The sequence below is a fragment of the Castellaniella caeni NBRC 101664 genome (assembly GCF_001592225.1).
GTDB classification, from domain to species: Bacteria; Pseudomonadota; Gammaproteobacteria; order Burkholderiales; family Burkholderiaceae_B; genus Castellaniella; species Castellaniella caeni.
Window position 1 is genome coordinate 42,662 of the sequence record NZ_BCWN01000010.1, and the last position, 14,426, is coordinate 57,087.

Genomic DNA, 14,426 nt, shown 5'->3' on the forward strand with positions numbered 1-14,426 from the left:
CTATCGGGAAGGAGATTTGCCGGCCTTGCACTGGGCAATGGCCTGGTCGATGCGGGATTGCGGCTGGGCCAGCGAGCGCACGCGCCCACCCGCCGCCGCGGAGTTCTGCCCGCCAAAGGCTTCGTAGGTGCCGGTTTTCTCGTGGTAGATGATGCGCGCGCCGCGCACGTTGTCGAACGCCTGCCCGCAAATCTGCCGGGTGACCGTGGCCTGGCCCGTGAGGGTGATGTCGCCCGACTGGCCGGCGTAGTCGGCCTGCTGCCCCGTGGCGATGATGGTTTCGAACTTGGCCGGGTTTTCCTGGCGGATGGTGACCACCTGGCCCTTGCCCGCCGTGGCCGTGCCGAACTGATTGCCCTGGGCGTCTTCGTGGGTGACGAGCTTGGCGGCGCGCAGCGTCATGGCGCCCCGGGTGAGCAGCACGTTGCCGGTGAAAGTGCTGGTCTTGCTGATGTCATCGTAGTGCAGCGTGTCGGACAGGATCACCGTGTCGGGCTCGGCGGCCTTGGGCGCGGGGGCCTTGTCGGCTGCCGCCGCCTGGGCGGAGAGTAAGACGCAGCAGGCGGCCGAGGCTGCCAGCAGAGCGAAGGGTGCGGTTTTCATGGTTGGGTGGTCTTCTTGGATTCGGTGTTGCGATTGGCCTGATCTTCGCCAGAAATCTTCACGTCGCTGGCCGCCTTCACGGTGAGCTGGCGCGTGCGGTTATCGTAGCGCATGCCCTGGCCGCGCATCGTCGAATTACCGTTGATGACCAGTGCGGGCAGGTCGGTATAGACCAGATCGCGGTTGGGTTCGATGGTGAGCTGCTGGCTGCGTACGTCCAGCAGCTTGTGTTCGGCGTCGGGCAGGCGCCGCAGGTGGGCATCGCCCTTGAGCACGATGCGCTCGCCGTGCTGGTCGAGCGTGCCCGTGAGCGCCGTGCCCACCGTCACGGGCGAGTCGGGCTGGTGTCCCACGGCCCGCGGCTGGGTGATGTCGTAGCTGTCGGTGTCCGGGAAGTGCGCCATCGCCGTGCCTTCCAGGCGGTTGGTGGCAAGCCCCTGGGCGTCGGTGCTGACCATGGTGAACTTGCCCGACCACGAATCGCGTTCGTGCGTCAGGCGCCGCGGCGGATCGACCTGGATCGAGCGCAGGGCGAAGTCGGATGCCCACCAGGTGCCCAGCACCAGCAGGATCAGCAACAGGATGGCGACCAGGCCCGGCAGCCGCTCTTTCATTGGATGGCGCCGCCCAGGGTGGAGAGCGAGGCGGTGAAACACGCGCCCAGGCGGCCCTGGGCGGCCAGGATGAGGTCGCAGCATTCGCGCACGGCGCCGTGCCCGCCCGCGCGGCTGGCGACCCAGTGGGCGGTCTGGCTGACGTAGAACGGGGCGTTGGGCACGCTGGCGGCAAACCCCGCCCGCTGCAGCACGGGCAGGTCGATGATGTCGTCGCCCATGTAGCCCACGGCGTCGAGCCCCAGCCCGGCCTCGCGCGCCAGGTCTTCCACCGTGGTGATCTTGTCGTGGATGCCTTGCAGTACGGGCGAGATGCCCAGTTCGGCGGCCCGGCGCGCCGTGATGGCGCTCTTGCGCCCGCTGACCCAGGCCACGCGGATGCCGTGTTCGCGCAGCAGCCGCAGGCCGTGGCCGTCGAGCGCGTTGAAGGTCTTGCTGGCCTCGCCGTGTTCGCCGTAGGTGAGGCTGCCGTCGGTGAGGATGCCGTCCACGTCGAACACCATCAGGCGCACGGCGCGCGCCCGGGCGCGTATTTCAGGGGCGACCCGCGCGAGGATTTGCGCTTCGGCGGGGTGGGAAAAACCAGGCAGATCGTTCATCAGATGACCTTTGCGGCAAGCAGATCGTGCATATGCAAAGCCCCCAATAGTAGCCCTTTGTCGTCGAGCACCAGCATCTGGTTGAGCTTGTTGGCGTCCATGATGGAGGCGGCCTCGATGGCCGGGGCTTCGGCGGCGATCGTCTTGGGGTGGTGGCTCATGCCCGCCGAGACGGGCAGGGTGCGGATGTCGCCGTACTGGGCGATCACGCGACGCAGGTCGCCATCGGTGAAAATGCCGATGGGGCGGTCGTGGTCGAGCACGATGGTCATGCCCATGCCCTTGGAGGACATTTCGCTGAGCGCGTCGGGAATGAGGGTGTCGGGGCGCGCGCGCGGCAGGGCGCTGCCCGTGCGCATGACATCGGCCACCGACGTGAGCAGTCGCCGACCCAGCGCGCCGCCGGGGTGCGAGCGGGCGAAGTCGTCGCGGTTGAAGCCGCGCGCTTCGAGGCAGGCGACGGCGATGGCGTCGCCCAGCACCAGCGCCGCCGTGGTGCTGGCCGTGGGGGCCAGGTTCAGCGGGCAGGCTTCGTGATCGACGGCGGCGTCCAGGGACAGGTCGGCGCTGTGTGCGAGTTCGGAATCGGTGTGGCCGGTGAGCGCGATGATGCGCGTGCCCATGCGCTTGGCCACCGAAATGATGGTGATGAGTTCTTGCGCCGAGCCCGAGTACGAGATGGCCAGCAGGATGTCGTCGCCCGTGAGCATGCCGAGGTCGCCGTGGATGGCTTCGGCGGCGTGCATGAAGAACGCCGGTGTGCCGGTGGACGCCAGCGTGGCGGCGATCTTGCGCGCGACGTGGCCCGACTTGCCGATGCCCGTGACCACGACGCGCCCCGTGCAGCCGAGGATGAGTTCGACCGCCTGCACGAAGTGATCGTCGAGCCGCCCCTGCAAGGCTTGCAGGGCTGCGATCTCGATGGCAAAGGTACGCTGCGCGCTGCTGCGCAGCGCGGCAGGGCTGGGTTGTGGGTGGCTGTGCATCCCGTGATTTTACTGTGAAAGAGCCGCCTTTCCGCCGCCGCTGAGTTTGCCGCCCTGGCGTATCCATCCGGCAGCCCGCTTGCTACACTGTTGCCGCCCCACTCTTTCTTCAGGATGAAGCCATGCAAACCGATCCGGCCCAGTATATTCGGGACACGATCCGCACCGTGCCCGACTGGCCCAAGCCCGGCGTGCAGTTTCGGGATATCACCCCCGTGTTGCAAGACCCGCGCTCGTTTCGGGTGCTCATCGACCTGTTCGTCTACCGCTACATGCGCCAGCGCCTCGACCTCGTCGCGGGCATCGACGCGCGCGGCTTCATCATCGGTTCGGTACTGGCCTACGAGCTGAACCTGGGTTTCGTGCCCGTGCGCAAGCAGGGCAAGCTGCCCTACCGCACGGTGTCCGAGCAATATGCGCTCGAATACGGCAACGCCGCCGTCGAGATGCACCAGGATTCGGTACGCCCCGGCCAGCGCGTGCTGCTCATCGACGATCTCATCGCCACCGGCGGCACCATGATGGCTGCCTCGCGCCTCTTGCAGCGCCTGGGCGCCAACGTGGCCGAAGCCGCCGCCATCATCGACCTGCCCGACCTCGGCGGCTCGAAAGCCGTGCGCGACTCCGGCCTGCCCGTCTACACCGTCTGCGCCTTTGAAACCGGCACTGAACAATAAGCTGGTGCTTCCCGCTGGCTGGCATTGAATCGCCGCGGGCTGTCTGGGGTTCAACCCCAGACAGCCTACGGCGAGAACCCAGTCTCTTACACCAGCACCCGCTCGATCCCGCCCGCGTTGGCTGCCTTGACGTAATCCGGCAGCCAGTTCTCGCCCAGCAGGTGCTTGGCCATCTCTACCACGATGTAGTCCGCCGACAGCCCCGTATCCTGCTCGTAGCGCGCCAGCCCCTGCAGGCAGGACGGACAGGACGTCACCATCTTGACCTCGCCCTGGAAACCATCGGCGCGGATCTGCGCCGTGTTCTTCACCAGCTCTTCCTGTTTGCGAAAGCGGATTTGCGTCGAAATATCCGGCCGCGACACCGCCAGCGTGCCCGATTCTCCGCAGCAGCGGTCGGTCTTGATGGCGTTGGATTCGCCCAGCAGGGACTTCACCGTCTTCATCGGGTCTTGCTGCTTCATCGGCGTGTGGCAGGGGTCGTGGTAGATGTAGCGCACCCCCTGCACCCCGGCGATGTCCACGCCTTTTTCCAGCAGGTATTCGTGGATGTCGATCAGGCGGCAGCCGGGGAAAATCTTGTCGAATTCGTAGCTTTCGAGCTGGTCGTAGCAGGTGCCGCAGCTGACCACCACCGTCTTGATATCCAGGTAGTTCAGTGTCGTGGCCATGCGGTGGAACAGCACCCGGTTGTCCGTCACCATCTGCTCGGCCTTGTCGGCCAGGCCGTTGCCGCGTTGCGGGTAGCCGCAGCACAGGTAGCCGGGCGGCAGCACCGTTTGCACCCCCACGTGCCACAGCATGGCTTGCGTGGCCAGGCCCACCTGCGAGAACAGGCGTTCCGACCCGCAGCCGGGGAAGTAGAACACCGCCTCGCTGTCCGGGGCGGTGGCCGCCGGATTGCGGATGATGGGCACGATATTGGGGTCTTCGATGTCCAGCAGCTTGCGTGCCGTCTGCTTGGGCAGGCCGCCAGGCATCTTTTTGTTGACGAAGTGGATCACCTGCTCGCGCACCGGCGCCTTGCCCACCGTGGCGGGCGGGTGCGCCACCTGGCGCTTGGTGATGGGCGAGAGCAGGTCGTGGGCCAGGCGCTGCGCCTTGTAGCCCACGTCGATCATGGCCGTGCGCGTGGCCTTGATGACGCGCGGGTCTTTGGCGTTGAGAAAGAACATCGAGGCCGCCGTGCCTGGATTGAACGACTTCTTGCCCATGCGCCGCAGGAGCGCGCGCATGTCCATCGACACGTTGCCGAAGTCGATGTCCACCGGACAGGGGTTGTAGCACTTGTGGCATAGCGTGCAGTGGTCGCCGACGTCCTCGAAGGCTTCCCAGTGGCGCAGGCTGACGCCGCGTCGGGTCTGTTCTTCGTACAGAAACGCCTCGATCAGCAGCGAGGTGGCGAGAATCTTGTTGCGCGGCGAATACAGCAGGTTGGCGCGCGGCACGTGCGTGGCGCACACCGGCTTGCACTTGCCGCAGCGCAGACAGTCCTTGATGGCGTTGGAGATCGCGCCGATTTCGCTGCGCTGCATGATGAGCGACTCGTAGCCCAGCAGGTTGAAGCTGGGTGTCCAGGCGCGCGACAGGTTGGCGCCTGGCATCAGTTTGCCCGCGTTGAAGTGCCCGTGCGGGTCGATGCGCCGTTTGTAGTCCTGGAAAGGGGCCAGTTCGGCCGCGTCGAGAAACTCGAACTTGGTCAGGCCGATGCCGTGCTCGCCCGAGATCACGCCGTCCAGGCTGCGGGCGATGCCCATGATGCGTGCCACGGCGGCGTTGGCCTCGCCCAGCATGGCGTAGTCGTCTGAATTGACGGGGATGTTGGTGTGTACGTTGCCGTCGCCCGCGTGCATGTGCAGCGCGACGAAGACGCGGCTTTTCAGGATGCGGTCGTGGGTGGCCTGCAGACCGGCCAGGATCGCCGCGCATTCGGCCCCGGCGAAATGGCGTTCCATGGCGCACCGGATGTCGGTTTTCCAGGAAATGCGCAGGGTGTGATCCTGGATGATGTCCACGATGCGGGCATCGGCCTGCGTGTCCAGGCGTTCGCGCAAGGCGGGCAGCAGCGTGTCCAGCCCCAGCGATGCCAGGGTGTCGAGGTGCGCGGCCAGCGGCGCGTCCAGGTGCTGCAGCAGCCAGCTCCAGCGGCTGCGCACCTGCGCCAGGGTGTCCAGCGCATCGTGGCGTCGGGTGGACAGGATCACCTCGCGGGTGTGTTCCGCGTCGTCCGGGTCTTCGGCCTTGCCCACGGGCAGCTCGCCCTGCAGATAGCTTTCCAGCGCGTCGATGAGGCGCAGCTTGTTGCGCGTGGACAGTTCGATGTTGATGCGCTCGATGGCGTCGGTGTATTCGCCCATGCGGGCCAGCGGAATCACCACGTCTTCGTTGATCTTGAAGGCGTTGGTGTGGCGCGAGATGGCGGCGGTACGGGCGCGGTCGAGCCAGAATTTTTTGCGCGCCTCGGGGCTGACGGCGATGAAGCCTTCGCCGTGGCGCGAATTGGCGATACGCACCACTTCGCTGGTTGCCAGGGCCACGGCGTGCTCGTCGTCGCCCACGATGTCGCCGATGAGCACCATCTTGGGCAGCGTGCCGCGCTTGCTTTTGGTGGCGTAGCCCACGGCGCGCAGATAGCGCTCGTCCAGGTGCTCCAGGCCCGCCAGCAGGGCGCCGCTGGCCTTGCCCGCGGTGTCGAGATACTGCTTGACCTCGACGATGGCGGGCACGGCGTTGCGCGCCTGGCCGAAGAATTCCATGCAGACGGTACGGGTGTGCGTGGGCATGCGGTGCAAAATCCAGCGTGCGGCGGTGATGAGGCCGTCGCAGCCTTCTTTTTGCACGCCGGGCAGGCCCGCCAGGAATTTGTCGGTGACGTCCTTGCCCAGGCCCGCCTTGCGAAAGCGCCGACCTTCGATCGTCAGGGTTTCGGTTTTCAGCGGCGCGCGCCCCGGAGGCTGGCTGCCGTCGGACCAGGCCAGTTCGAAGCGGGCTTCGTGCGCCTCGTGGATTTTGCCCAGGTTGTGATCCAGCCGCGTGACTTCCAGCCAGTTGCCCGCGGGATCGACCATGCGCCACCAGGCCAGGTTGTCCAGCGCCGTGCCCCAGAGCACGGCCTTCTTGCCGCCCGCGTTCATGGCGACGTTGCCACCCGCGCACGAGGCGTCCGCCGACGTGGGATCGACGGCGAACACCCGCCCGGCGGCCTCGGCGGCTTCGGCGATGCGGCGGGTGACCACGCCCGCGCCCGTCAGGATGGTGGGGACGGGGTGATCGACCCCCGGCAGGGCCGTGGTCTCGACCGCGCCGATGGCGTCCAGTTTTTCGGTATTGATGACCGCCGAGCGCCAGGACAGGGGAATGGCCCCGCCGGTGTAGCCCGTGCCTCCCCCGCGCGGCACAATCGTCAAGCCCAGCTGGATACAGGCGCGCACCAGCCCCGCGATTTCGGCTTCGGTGTCGGGCATGAGCACGACGAAGGGGTATTCCACGCGCCAGTCGGTGGCGTCGGTGACGTGCGAGACGCGGGACAGGCCGTCGAAGCGGATGTTGTCGCGCTGGGTGTGGCGCGCCAGCTGCTTGAGGGCTTCAGTGCGCAGTCTGGCCACTTCGACGAAGGTGTTCTCGAACGTGGCCACGGCGGCCCGCGCGGCGGTCAGCAGCTGCTGCACCTGTTCGTCGCGCGCGCCGTGGTCGTCGTCGCGGCGGTGGTCGATCTCGGTGAGCCGGTGGTTCAGGGCCTCGACCAGCTGATGGCGTCGCTTGGGGTTGTCGAGCAGGTCATCTTGCAGGTAGGGGTTGCGCTGCACCACCCAGATGTCGCCCAGCACCTCGAACAGCATGCGCGCCGAGCGGCCCGTGCGCCGCTGCGTGCGTAGTTCGGAAAGCAGCTGCCAGGCCGGTTCGCCCAGCAGGCGGCAGACGATTTCCCGGTCGGACCAGGACGTGTAGTTGTAGGGGATTTCGCGCAGGCGCGGCTGAGGGGCGGGTTCGAGCAGGTCGGGAGCAACGGGAGCGTTCATGGTGGATGGCGGTTGGCAGTACCCCTATCATGCTTAGGGGCAATCCCCAAGTGTAAGGGCAAAATCGTTTGCTCGTCGGATAGTGGCCACAGTGCACCGCCCTATGGTTTCTTGCGGGTGCTTGGATAGTTCTTCCTGCGAATTTGTGGGTATGTGTCGAAGGACAACCGGCAGACACAAGCGCAGTTCGCCTGTGGATTGAGTGGTGCGGCAAGGCCACCAGCATCAGGAATCCGCCGAGGTGAGTCGGCCCATCCGGACTGAGCGCGGCAGGAATCCCCTCGCCTCAGGAAGGGAAGGATGTCAAAGTTTTTGAAACGGATACGCTTACAGCCACTGGCTGACCCACGGCCACGCGTGCAGCAGGGCAGCGGTCATGACGATATAGCGCAGCAGCTTGCCGACGGCCATATAGGCCACGCAGGGCCAGAAGGGCAGCTTCAGCCAGCCCGCCACGGCGCACAGGGGGTCGCCCACGCCGGGCAGCCATGACAGCAGCAGCGCGGGCGGCCCGAAGCGTCGGAACCAGCGCTCCGTCAGCGCGTGCCAGCGCCCCCCAATGGGTTGCCGACGCGGGCCGCCGCCGGTCTGGGCGGCGGTGGCCGGGTGGCGCCAGCGTTCCCAGAGCGTTTCGGCGCCGGCCCCCATGGCATAGCTGATGGCCCCGCCCAGGGTGTTGCCCAGCGTGGCCACCAGGACGGCGGGCCAGAACAGGGCGGGGGCCAGCTGCACATAGGCGAAGACGGCGGGCTCCGAACCCAGCGGCAGCAGCGTGGCCGACACCAGGCTGATGACGAAGATCGCGGGCAGCCCGATGCCGGGCAGGGCGAGCGCCGCCAGAAGGGCATGAACCGATGAGAGCAGCCAGGTTTCCATAGGCTAATGATGGGATTGAGTCTTGTCGTACGCGGAAGCTGGTCGATATAGTACGCGGGCAAGACGACGCATGATCTGGAGAACCCATGAAGCATATCCGCATTGCCCTGTTGTCCATGACCTTGCTGCTGTGCCTGGCCGCGACGGCCAGGGCCGAGTCGCGGCTGGAGCACATCCGCAAGACGCAGACCCTGACACTCGGGTATCTGGAGACGTCCTTTCCGTTCTCATATCTGGACGGCGACCAGCCCATTGGATATGCCCTGGACATCTGCCGCGCCATCGCCGCCGCAGTGGGCCGCGAGCTGGGGCTGTCCCGCCTGGTCGTGCAGGAGATCCCGGGCAGTGCCAGCACGCGGATGGCATTGGTCGTGGGTGGACAGGCCGACCTTTTCTGCAGCACGGATACGCACGATGCCTGGCGCGAGCGGCAGGTGGCGTTCACCCCCACCATCTTCGTGGCGCACACCCGCTTTCTGGCTTTGAAGAGCAGCGGCGTGCGTACGCTGGCCGATCTGCGGGGCAAGCGGGTGCTCTCCACCGGGGGCACCACCAACGTCGCCTGGCTGCAGACGCTCAATGCCAGCCAGAACCTGGGCATGCGCGTCGGTTTCGCCAAAAATCCCGAGGACGCCCTGCAGCGCCTCGAACAGGGCGAGGCCCAGGCCTATTTCATGGATGATTCCCTGCTGGCGGGCCTGGTGGCCCGCTCGGCGCAGCCGGCGCGCTGGTTCGTCAGCCCGCAGGCTTTCACGGTCGAGCCCTACGGCATCATGATGCCCAAGTTCGAGCCCGAGTTTCAGCGGGTGGTGCGCGCCGCCCTGGTGGGCATGATGCGTGATGGCCGCCTGAAAAAACTCTATCGGCGCTGGTTTCTCGAACCCATCCCGCCCGGCGGCGTGGTGCTCGGCTGGCCGATGTCGGCCGTGCTCGAACGCGTGCTGGCGTCCCCGACCGATTCGGCCGACCCCAAGGCGTATCAGTAGCCCTTGCGGTTGCCGTCGAGATTGTCGGGGCTCGCCTCTGGCGGCCTCAGCACGCCGGCTGGAAGGGCTGGGCGTCGATGGCCGGCGTTTCGCCCGCCATCAGGCTGCCCAGCAGGGCGCTGCTGCCGCAGGCCAGGGTGAAGCCCAAGGCCCCATGGCCGATGTTCAGCCACAAATTCGAGGCGGCCCGGCTGCGGCCGATGCGCGGTCGGCCATCGGGGGTGGCGGGGCGGTAGCCGGCCCAGGCCTGGGCCCGGTCCGCATCCACCCGCGGCAGCAGTTCGCGCATCTGCCGCCGGACCAGCGCGATGCGGTCGGCCTCGATGCCCTGATCCGCCACGCCGATGCCGACCATGGCGGCCACCCGCAAGGTGCCCCCCAGGTTGGCGTAGACCGTCTTGCGCTCGTAGTCCGTGACGCTGATCGCGGGCGCCTGCTCGGGCGTGCAGGGCAGGCTCAGGCTGTAGCCTTTCAGCGGGTACAGGGGCGCGCGGCTGCCCAGCGCCGCCAGCAGCGGGCGGCTGCCCATGCCGGCGGCCACGACGAACTGATCGGCCTCGATGGCCTCGCCCGTGGTGGTCAGCAGGCGGTCGATACGCCCACTGCGGCGTTCCAGCCGCTGGATGGGCGTTTGCATGCGCAGCGTCACCCGGGACTGGGCGGCAAGCTGCTGGAACAGGCCTTGCGTGAAGCGCGCGCAGTCGCCCGATTCTTCGCTGGGCGTGTAGACGGCGCCCGCCAGCTGGGATCGGGCGGGCGCCAGCGCGGGTTCTTGCGCGATCAGTTGATCCGCGTCCAGGATTTGCTGATTGGAGCCCAGCTTGGCCTGCAGGGCAACCTGCGCGCGCGCCTTGTCCAGCAGCGCGGGGGTGCGGTAGGCGATCAGCTTGCCGTTGCGGGCATGGCCGAAATCGATGGGCGCCGTCTGCTGGATGTCGTGTAGCATCTGGCGGCTGAGATACGCGAGCGAAAGCAGTTGCGCGGAGGTGGCGGACGCCGTGCGGGCGTTGCAGGCCCGCAGGAACTGCAGGCACCAGCGCCACTGCAGGGGATCGCAGCGCGGGCGAAAGCGCAGCGGCGAATTGGGGTTCAACAGCCACTTGGGCAGGTCGCCCAGCACGCCGGGCTCGGCCAGGGGGGCGACGTAGCTGTAGCTGAGCTGTCCGCCGTTGGCGTGGCTGGCGCCGCTGGCCGGCTCGGCCGCCGCGTCCACCAAGGTTACCTGCCAGCCTTGCCGGGCCAGCTGCCAGGCCGTGGTGACGCCAATCACCCCGGCACCGATCACACATGCGTGCATTGTTGCGTGCTCATGAATATCTGTTAAGAACGGGGGATATTGTCTCTGGCATCATCCAGGGCGACAAATGCCAATCGACGTATCTCCCATAACCAAAAGGCATGGGATGGGGAGTCAGGCTGTGTGGCCCAACGGCACACTAGGCCAGTTGCTGGCAGGCAGTGCGCAGGCAGTCGATGAATTTATGGTGCAGCAGGCTCAAGGGGTCGGCGGCATGCGCCATGACGTAGATCGGGATCGGGATGGCGGGGTCGAGACGGCACAGCGCCATGCCCGGCTTGAGCATGGCATGCCCTGTCAGCAGATCTACGATGGCGTCGCCGCAGCCGGCTTCCACCAGACTACAGGCCACATAGTGTGTTTGCACGATGATCTGGGTATCCAGCGTGATGCCTGCCTGGCGTAGGGTCTGATCCATCACCGTGCCTACCTGGTCACGGGTGTCCAGGGCGATGACGGGCCGATCTGCCAGCGTCTTGAGGGCAACGGGGCTGGGCGTGGGGGTGCGGCTCAGGTAAGCCAGTTCGGTCGCGCCGACAGGGATGCGCCGCAGGCCGGGGTGATCCTGGCCGTCGAAGGTGACGATCAAGTCGAGTTCCTGGGCGTGTAAACCGGCGACCAGGCCCGGGCTGTGCAGGGTGCTGATCTTGAACGAGGCTTGCGACCCCGGGTGAAAACGACGGATCGCCATGGGCAGCAGGCCCAGGCCGATTGCCGGGGCACAGCCGATGCGCAGGTGGCCCTGCCGCCCTTGACGCAGGTTGGCGGCCAGGCGCCGCACGTGGGCGAGATCCTGGCCCAGCTGGATGATCTGGGGGGTGAGGATTTCCGCTTCACGAGTGGGGATCAGGCGCCCCTTGACGCGCTCAAAGAGCTTGAAACCCAGTTGGGCTTCTGCGTGCGCCAGGATTTTGCTGGCCGCAGGCTGCGAGATGTTCAACAGGGCGGCAGCCTGAGTCAGCGAGCCTGCCTGGCGAATGGCCTCGAAAATTTCGATATGCCGTAGCCGCATGGAATGTGCCAAAGAAGAAATGCCCGCAGGTGGCAGCCAGGCTACCGTGCGGCTTGAAAGCCCAGCAGTATAGAGCATAGCTTCTTGTTATGGGAGCCCGTGTAATTGCTATTTGCGGCAGGGGCGGTTCTGGCAGAATAATGAGCGTGCAAATCACGCATCTCCCAGGTTGGCGTGGTATCAAATACAACAAAGTGATTAAACTGTCGGTCGCTCGCGTAACCCCCATGCGGGTGCCTGTTCAAGTGACGAACCACTGACATAGAAAAAACAGGCCTATTTCACAGGAGGAACCATGAAATTCTTGCCAATCATTCTGGCAGCTGCCGTCTCCGTTGCGGGCATGACGTCCGCGCAGGCTGAAACCAGCCGCCTGGACAAGATCAAGTCCACGGGCGAACTCACGCTGGGCTATCGCGATTCATCCATTCCGTTCTCGTACCTGGACGACAACCAGAAGCCGGTCGGCTATTCCATGGACATCTGCTATGGCATTGCGGATGCGCTGAAAAAAGACCTCAACCTGCCCAACCTGAAGATCAAGCTGGTGTCCGTCACCTCCTCCACGCGTATCCCGCTGGTCGCCAACGGCACGGTTGACCTGGCCTGCGGCTCGGCCACCAACAACGAACAGCGCCAGGTGCAGGTCAGCTTCGCGCCCACCACCTTCGTGACGGCCACCCGCTTCACCGCGCTCAAGAGCGCCAAGCTCAACGATCTGGCCGATTTCAAGGGCAAGACCGTGGTGTCCACTTCAGGCACCAGCAACCTCAAGTGGCTCACGCAGATCAATGCCGACCAAAAGCTGGGCATGCGCATCATCCCGGCCAAGGATCACTCCGAAGCCTTCCTCACGGTGGCCAGCGGTCGTGCAACGGCCTTCTTCATGGATGACATCCTGCTGGCGGGCCTGGTGGCCAACTCGCAGAATCCGGGCGAATGGATGATCAGCGAAAAAGCCTACACGATCGAACCCTACGGCATGATCGAACCCAAGGGCGACGTCAAGTTCAAGACGGCAGTGGATAACGCCGTCAAGGCCATGATGAAAGACGGCCAGGTGGACAAGCTCTACGCCAAGTGGTTCACTTCGCCCATCCCGCCGAAGAACGTCAACCTCAACTGGCCGATGACGCCCGAACTCAAGAAAGTCATCGAGCATCCCACCGACTCGCCCAATCCTGCCGACTACAAGCTGTAAGTCTCAGGAATCCACGTCAATAGGTGGCGGCACCTCCAGGCTTGATCGTCCGGAGGTGCCGTTTGCATCATCGGCACTGGCCCACGCGCGGGTGCCGCAGAGGATATTTTTATGAATTACCACTGGAACTGGCTGATTTTCTGGGCGGAAGCCCCTGATGGCACCGGAACCTACCTGGATACCCTCATCCGGGGGATGTATTGGACTATTTCGGTCTCCATCCTGGCCTGGGTCATCGCCCTGGTCGTCGGGGTCGTGGTCGGCGTCTTGCGCACCAGCGGCATCCGCTGGGTCGAGCGGGTGTGCACCGCTTATGTCGAACTGTTCCGCAACGTGCCGCTGCTGGTGCAGATGTTCTTGTGGTATTTCGTCTTTCCCGAGGTGGTGCCGCAAAGCCTGGGCGACTTCATCAAGCAGGCCGATCCTGTCTGGAGCACGTTCTGGACGGCCACGGTGTGCCTGGGCCTGTTCACCTCGTCGCGGATCGCCGAACAGTTTCGCGCGGGCATCAGCGCCATGCCGCGTGGTCAAAGCATGGCGGGCACGGCGCTGGGGCTGACACGGGTACAGGTGTACCGCTACCTGCTTCTGCCCATGACGGTGCGCATCATCATGCCGCCGCTCACCTCCGAGGCCCTCAACCTCATCAAGAACTCATCCATTGCCTTCACCATCGGCCTGCTCGAAATCACGGGCGCCGCGCGCTCGATGCAAGAATTCTCGTTCCAGATTTTCGAGAGCTTCACCGCGGCCACCATCCTGTACCTCATCATCAACCTGGTGGTGGTCGTGCTGATGCGGCTGGTGGAAAAATGGCTCAGTGTGCCCGGGTTTGCCGGTACTAAGCGCTAAGGAGGCAAACCATGCACGGATTCGATTTTGACGTCATTTGGCGCACCTTGCCCTACGTCCTGGGCACGGGCCTGGTCTTCACCATCAAGCTTACGGTGCTGGCCACGGTCGGGGCCATCATCCTGGGCACGCTCATGGCCATGATGCGCCTGTCCTCCAGCAAGGTGATGTCGGGGGTGTCGGGGTTCTACGTCAACCTGATGCGGGCGCTGCCCCTCATCCTCATCATCTTCTGGTTCTATTTCCTGGTGCCCTACGTCATCGGCTGGGTCACGGGGGCCGGTCGGCCCATCGCCGTGGGCGGCTTCACGTCGGCGCTCATCACCTTCGTGCTCTTCGAGGCGGCGTACTTTTGCGAGATCATGCGCGCCGGCATCCAGTCGGTGCCTTTCGGGCAGGTGGGGGCGGGCTATGCCCTGGGTCTCAACTACTGGCAGGTGATGGGGCAAATCGTCTTGCCGCAGGCCTTCCGCAACATGATGCCGGTGCTGCTCACGCAGATGATCGTGCTGTTTCAGGATACGTCGCTGGTGTACGTCCTGTCGCTCACCGATTTCCTCGGGGCCGCCAACAACATCGCCCAACGCGATGGCCGCATGGTCGAGATGTTCGTCTTTGCCGCCGTTGTCTATTTCGTCATTTCTTACGCGGCTTCCCGCGCAGTCAAGCGGCTTGAGCGCCGTATGGCCATCGTTCGCTAAGGC

At 65.4% G+C, this 14,426-nt stretch carries 13 protein-coding genes; 5 read left to right on the forward strand and 8 right to left on the reverse strand.

What is annotated here, in order from left to right; genetic code table 11:
- Genes lptA through CCA01S_RS08105 form a run of 4 tightly spaced genes read right to left on the reverse strand, consistent with a single transcriptional unit; the run spans position 1 to position 2,802 of the window.
- On the reverse strand, positions 1 to 603 hold the full coding sequence (gene lptA, locus CCA01S_RS08090; RefSeq protein WP_066456705.1) for a lipopolysaccharide transport periplasmic protein LptA: 603 nt from the start codon (positions 601 to 603) through the stop codon (positions 1 to 3).
- Positions 600 to 1,217, reverse strand: a complete 618-nt coding sequence (lptC, locus tag CCA01S_RS08095) for an LPS export ABC transporter periplasmic protein LptC (RefSeq protein ID WP_066456707.1) — start codon at positions 1,215 to 1,217, stop codon at positions 600 to 602. The genes lptA and lptC overlap by 4 nt, the downstream gene beginning before the upstream one ends.
- Entirely contained in the window at positions 1,214 to 1,816 is a 603-nt protein-coding gene (locus CCA01S_RS08100) for a KdsC family phosphatase (RefSeq protein WP_066456709.1), read from the reverse strand. The genes lptC and CCA01S_RS08100 overlap by 4 nt, the downstream gene beginning before the upstream one ends.
- The gene (locus tag CCA01S_RS08105) at positions 1,816 to 2,802 is read right to left on the reverse strand and encodes a KpsF/GutQ family sugar-phosphate isomerase (RefSeq protein ID WP_066456712.1); all 987 of its coding nucleotides are present in this window, start codon (positions 2,800 to 2,802) and stop codon (positions 1,816 to 1,818) included. The genes CCA01S_RS08100 and CCA01S_RS08105 overlap by 1 nt, the downstream gene beginning before the upstream one ends.
- Before the next feature lie 122 nt (positions 2,803 to 2,924).
- Between CCA01S_RS08105 and CCA01S_RS08110 the strand changes: the two genes are divergently transcribed.
- Positions 2,925 to 3,479, forward strand: a complete 555-nt coding sequence (locus CCA01S_RS08110) for an adenine phosphoribosyltransferase (protein WP_066456713.1) — start codon at positions 2,925 to 2,927, stop codon at positions 3,477 to 3,479.
- Positions 3,480 to 3,565: 86 nt separating this feature from the next.
- On the opposite strand, the gene CCA01S_RS08115 is transcribed toward CCA01S_RS08110, so the two are convergent.
- Positions 3,566 to 7,498 (reverse strand): DUF3683 domain-containing protein, encoded by a 3,933-nt coding sequence (locus tag CCA01S_RS08115; protein WP_066456716.1) that lies wholly within the window; start codon positions 7,496 to 7,498, stop codon positions 3,566 to 3,568.
- 327 nt (positions 7,499 to 7,825) lie between these two features.
- Positions 7,826 to 8,374, reverse strand: a complete 549-nt coding sequence (locus tag CCA01S_RS08120; RefSeq protein WP_066456718.1) for a YqaA family protein — start codon at positions 8,372 to 8,374, stop codon at positions 7,826 to 7,828.
- An 86-nt stretch (positions 8,375 to 8,460) separates the two neighbouring features.
- Between CCA01S_RS08120 and CCA01S_RS08125 the strand changes: the two genes are divergently transcribed.
- Complete coding sequence (locus tag CCA01S_RS08125; protein ID WP_066456720.1) at positions 8,461 to 9,360, forward strand: amino acid ABC transporter substrate-binding protein; 900 nt, start codon at positions 8,461 to 8,463, stop codon at positions 9,358 to 9,360.
- 46 nt (positions 9,361 to 9,406) lie between these two features.
- On the opposite strand, the gene CCA01S_RS08130 is transcribed toward CCA01S_RS08125, so the two are convergent.
- Positions 9,407 to 10,657: a D-amino acid dehydrogenase gene (locus tag CCA01S_RS08130; protein WP_066456724.1), complete on the reverse strand. Its 1,251-nt coding sequence runs from the start codon at positions 10,655 to 10,657 to the stop codon at positions 9,407 to 9,409.
- A gap of 139 nt (positions 10,658 to 10,796) precedes the next feature.
- A complete protein-coding gene (locus tag CCA01S_RS08135; RefSeq protein WP_066456726.1) occupies positions 10,797 to 11,669 on the reverse strand; it encodes a LysR family transcriptional regulator in 873 nt (290 codons plus the stop codon).
- A gap of 295 nt (positions 11,670 to 11,964) precedes the next feature.
- Between CCA01S_RS08135 and CCA01S_RS08140 the strand changes: the two genes are divergently transcribed.
- From CCA01S_RS08140 to CCA01S_RS08150, 3 genes are all read left to right on the forward strand, one after another.
- The gene (locus tag CCA01S_RS08140) at positions 11,965 to 12,870 is read left to right on the forward strand and encodes an amino acid ABC transporter substrate-binding protein (protein ID WP_066456734.1); all 906 of its coding nucleotides are present in this window, start codon (positions 11,965 to 11,967) and stop codon (positions 12,868 to 12,870) included.
- Between the two features lie 111 nt (positions 12,871 to 12,981).
- A complete protein-coding gene (locus CCA01S_RS08145) occupies positions 12,982 to 13,722 on the forward strand; it encodes an amino acid ABC transporter permease (RefSeq protein ID WP_066456736.1) in 741 nt (246 codons plus the stop codon).
- An 11-nt stretch (positions 13,723 to 13,733) separates the two neighbouring features.
- A complete protein-coding gene (locus tag CCA01S_RS08150) occupies positions 13,734 to 14,423 on the forward strand; it encodes an amino acid ABC transporter permease (protein WP_066456737.1) in 690 nt (229 codons plus the stop codon).
- The last annotated feature ends 3 nt before the right edge of the window (positions 14,424 to 14,426 follow it).

What these genes read in the sequence shown, in the direction of transcription:
- lptA (WP_066456705.1), bottom strand. Translation starts at nt 603, where the DNA reads ATGAAAACCGCACCCTTCGCTCTGCTGGCAGCCTCGGCCGCCTGCTGC.
- lptC (WP_066456707.1), bottom strand. Translation starts at nt 1,217, where the DNA reads ATGAAAGAGCGGCTGCCGGGCCTGGTCGCCATCCTGTTGCTGATCCTG.
- CCA01S_RS08100 (WP_066456709.1), bottom strand. Translation starts at nt 1,816, where the DNA reads ATGAACGATCTGCCTGGTTTTTCCCACCCCGCCGAAGCGCAAATCCTC.
- CCA01S_RS08105 (WP_066456712.1), bottom strand. Translation starts at nt 2,802, where the DNA reads ATGCACAGCCACCCACAACCCAGCCCTGCCGCGCTGCGCAGCAGCGCG.
- CCA01S_RS08110 (WP_066456713.1), top strand. Translation starts at nt 2,925, where the DNA reads ATGCAAACCGATCCGGCCCAGTATATTCGGGACACGATCCGCACCGTG.
- CCA01S_RS08115 (WP_066456716.1), bottom strand. Translation starts at nt 7,498, where the DNA reads ATGAACGCTCCCGTTGCTCCCGACCTGCTCGAACCCGCCCCTCAGCCG.
- CCA01S_RS08120 (WP_066456718.1), bottom strand. Translation starts at nt 8,374, where the DNA reads ATGGAAACCTGGCTGCTCTCATCGGTTCATGCCCTTCTGGCGGCGCTC.
- CCA01S_RS08125 (WP_066456720.1), top strand. Translation starts at nt 8,461, where the DNA reads ATGAAGCATATCCGCATTGCCCTGTTGTCCATGACCTTGCTGCTGTGC.
- CCA01S_RS08130 (WP_066456724.1), bottom strand. Translation starts at nt 10,657, where the DNA reads ATGCACGCATGTGTGATCGGTGCCGGGGTGATTGGCGTCACCACGGCC.
- CCA01S_RS08135 (WP_066456726.1), bottom strand. Translation starts at nt 11,669, where the DNA reads ATGCGGCTACGGCATATCGAAATTTTCGAGGCCATTCGCCAGGCAGGC.
- CCA01S_RS08140 (WP_066456734.1), top strand. Translation starts at nt 11,965, where the DNA reads ATGAAATTCTTGCCAATCATTCTGGCAGCTGCCGTCTCCGTTGCGGGC.
- CCA01S_RS08145 (WP_066456736.1), top strand. Translation starts at nt 12,982, where the DNA reads ATGAATTACCACTGGAACTGGCTGATTTTCTGGGCGGAAGCCCCTGAT.
- CCA01S_RS08150 (WP_066456737.1), top strand. Translation starts at nt 13,734, where the DNA reads ATGCACGGATTCGATTTTGACGTCATTTGGCGCACCTTGCCCTACGTC.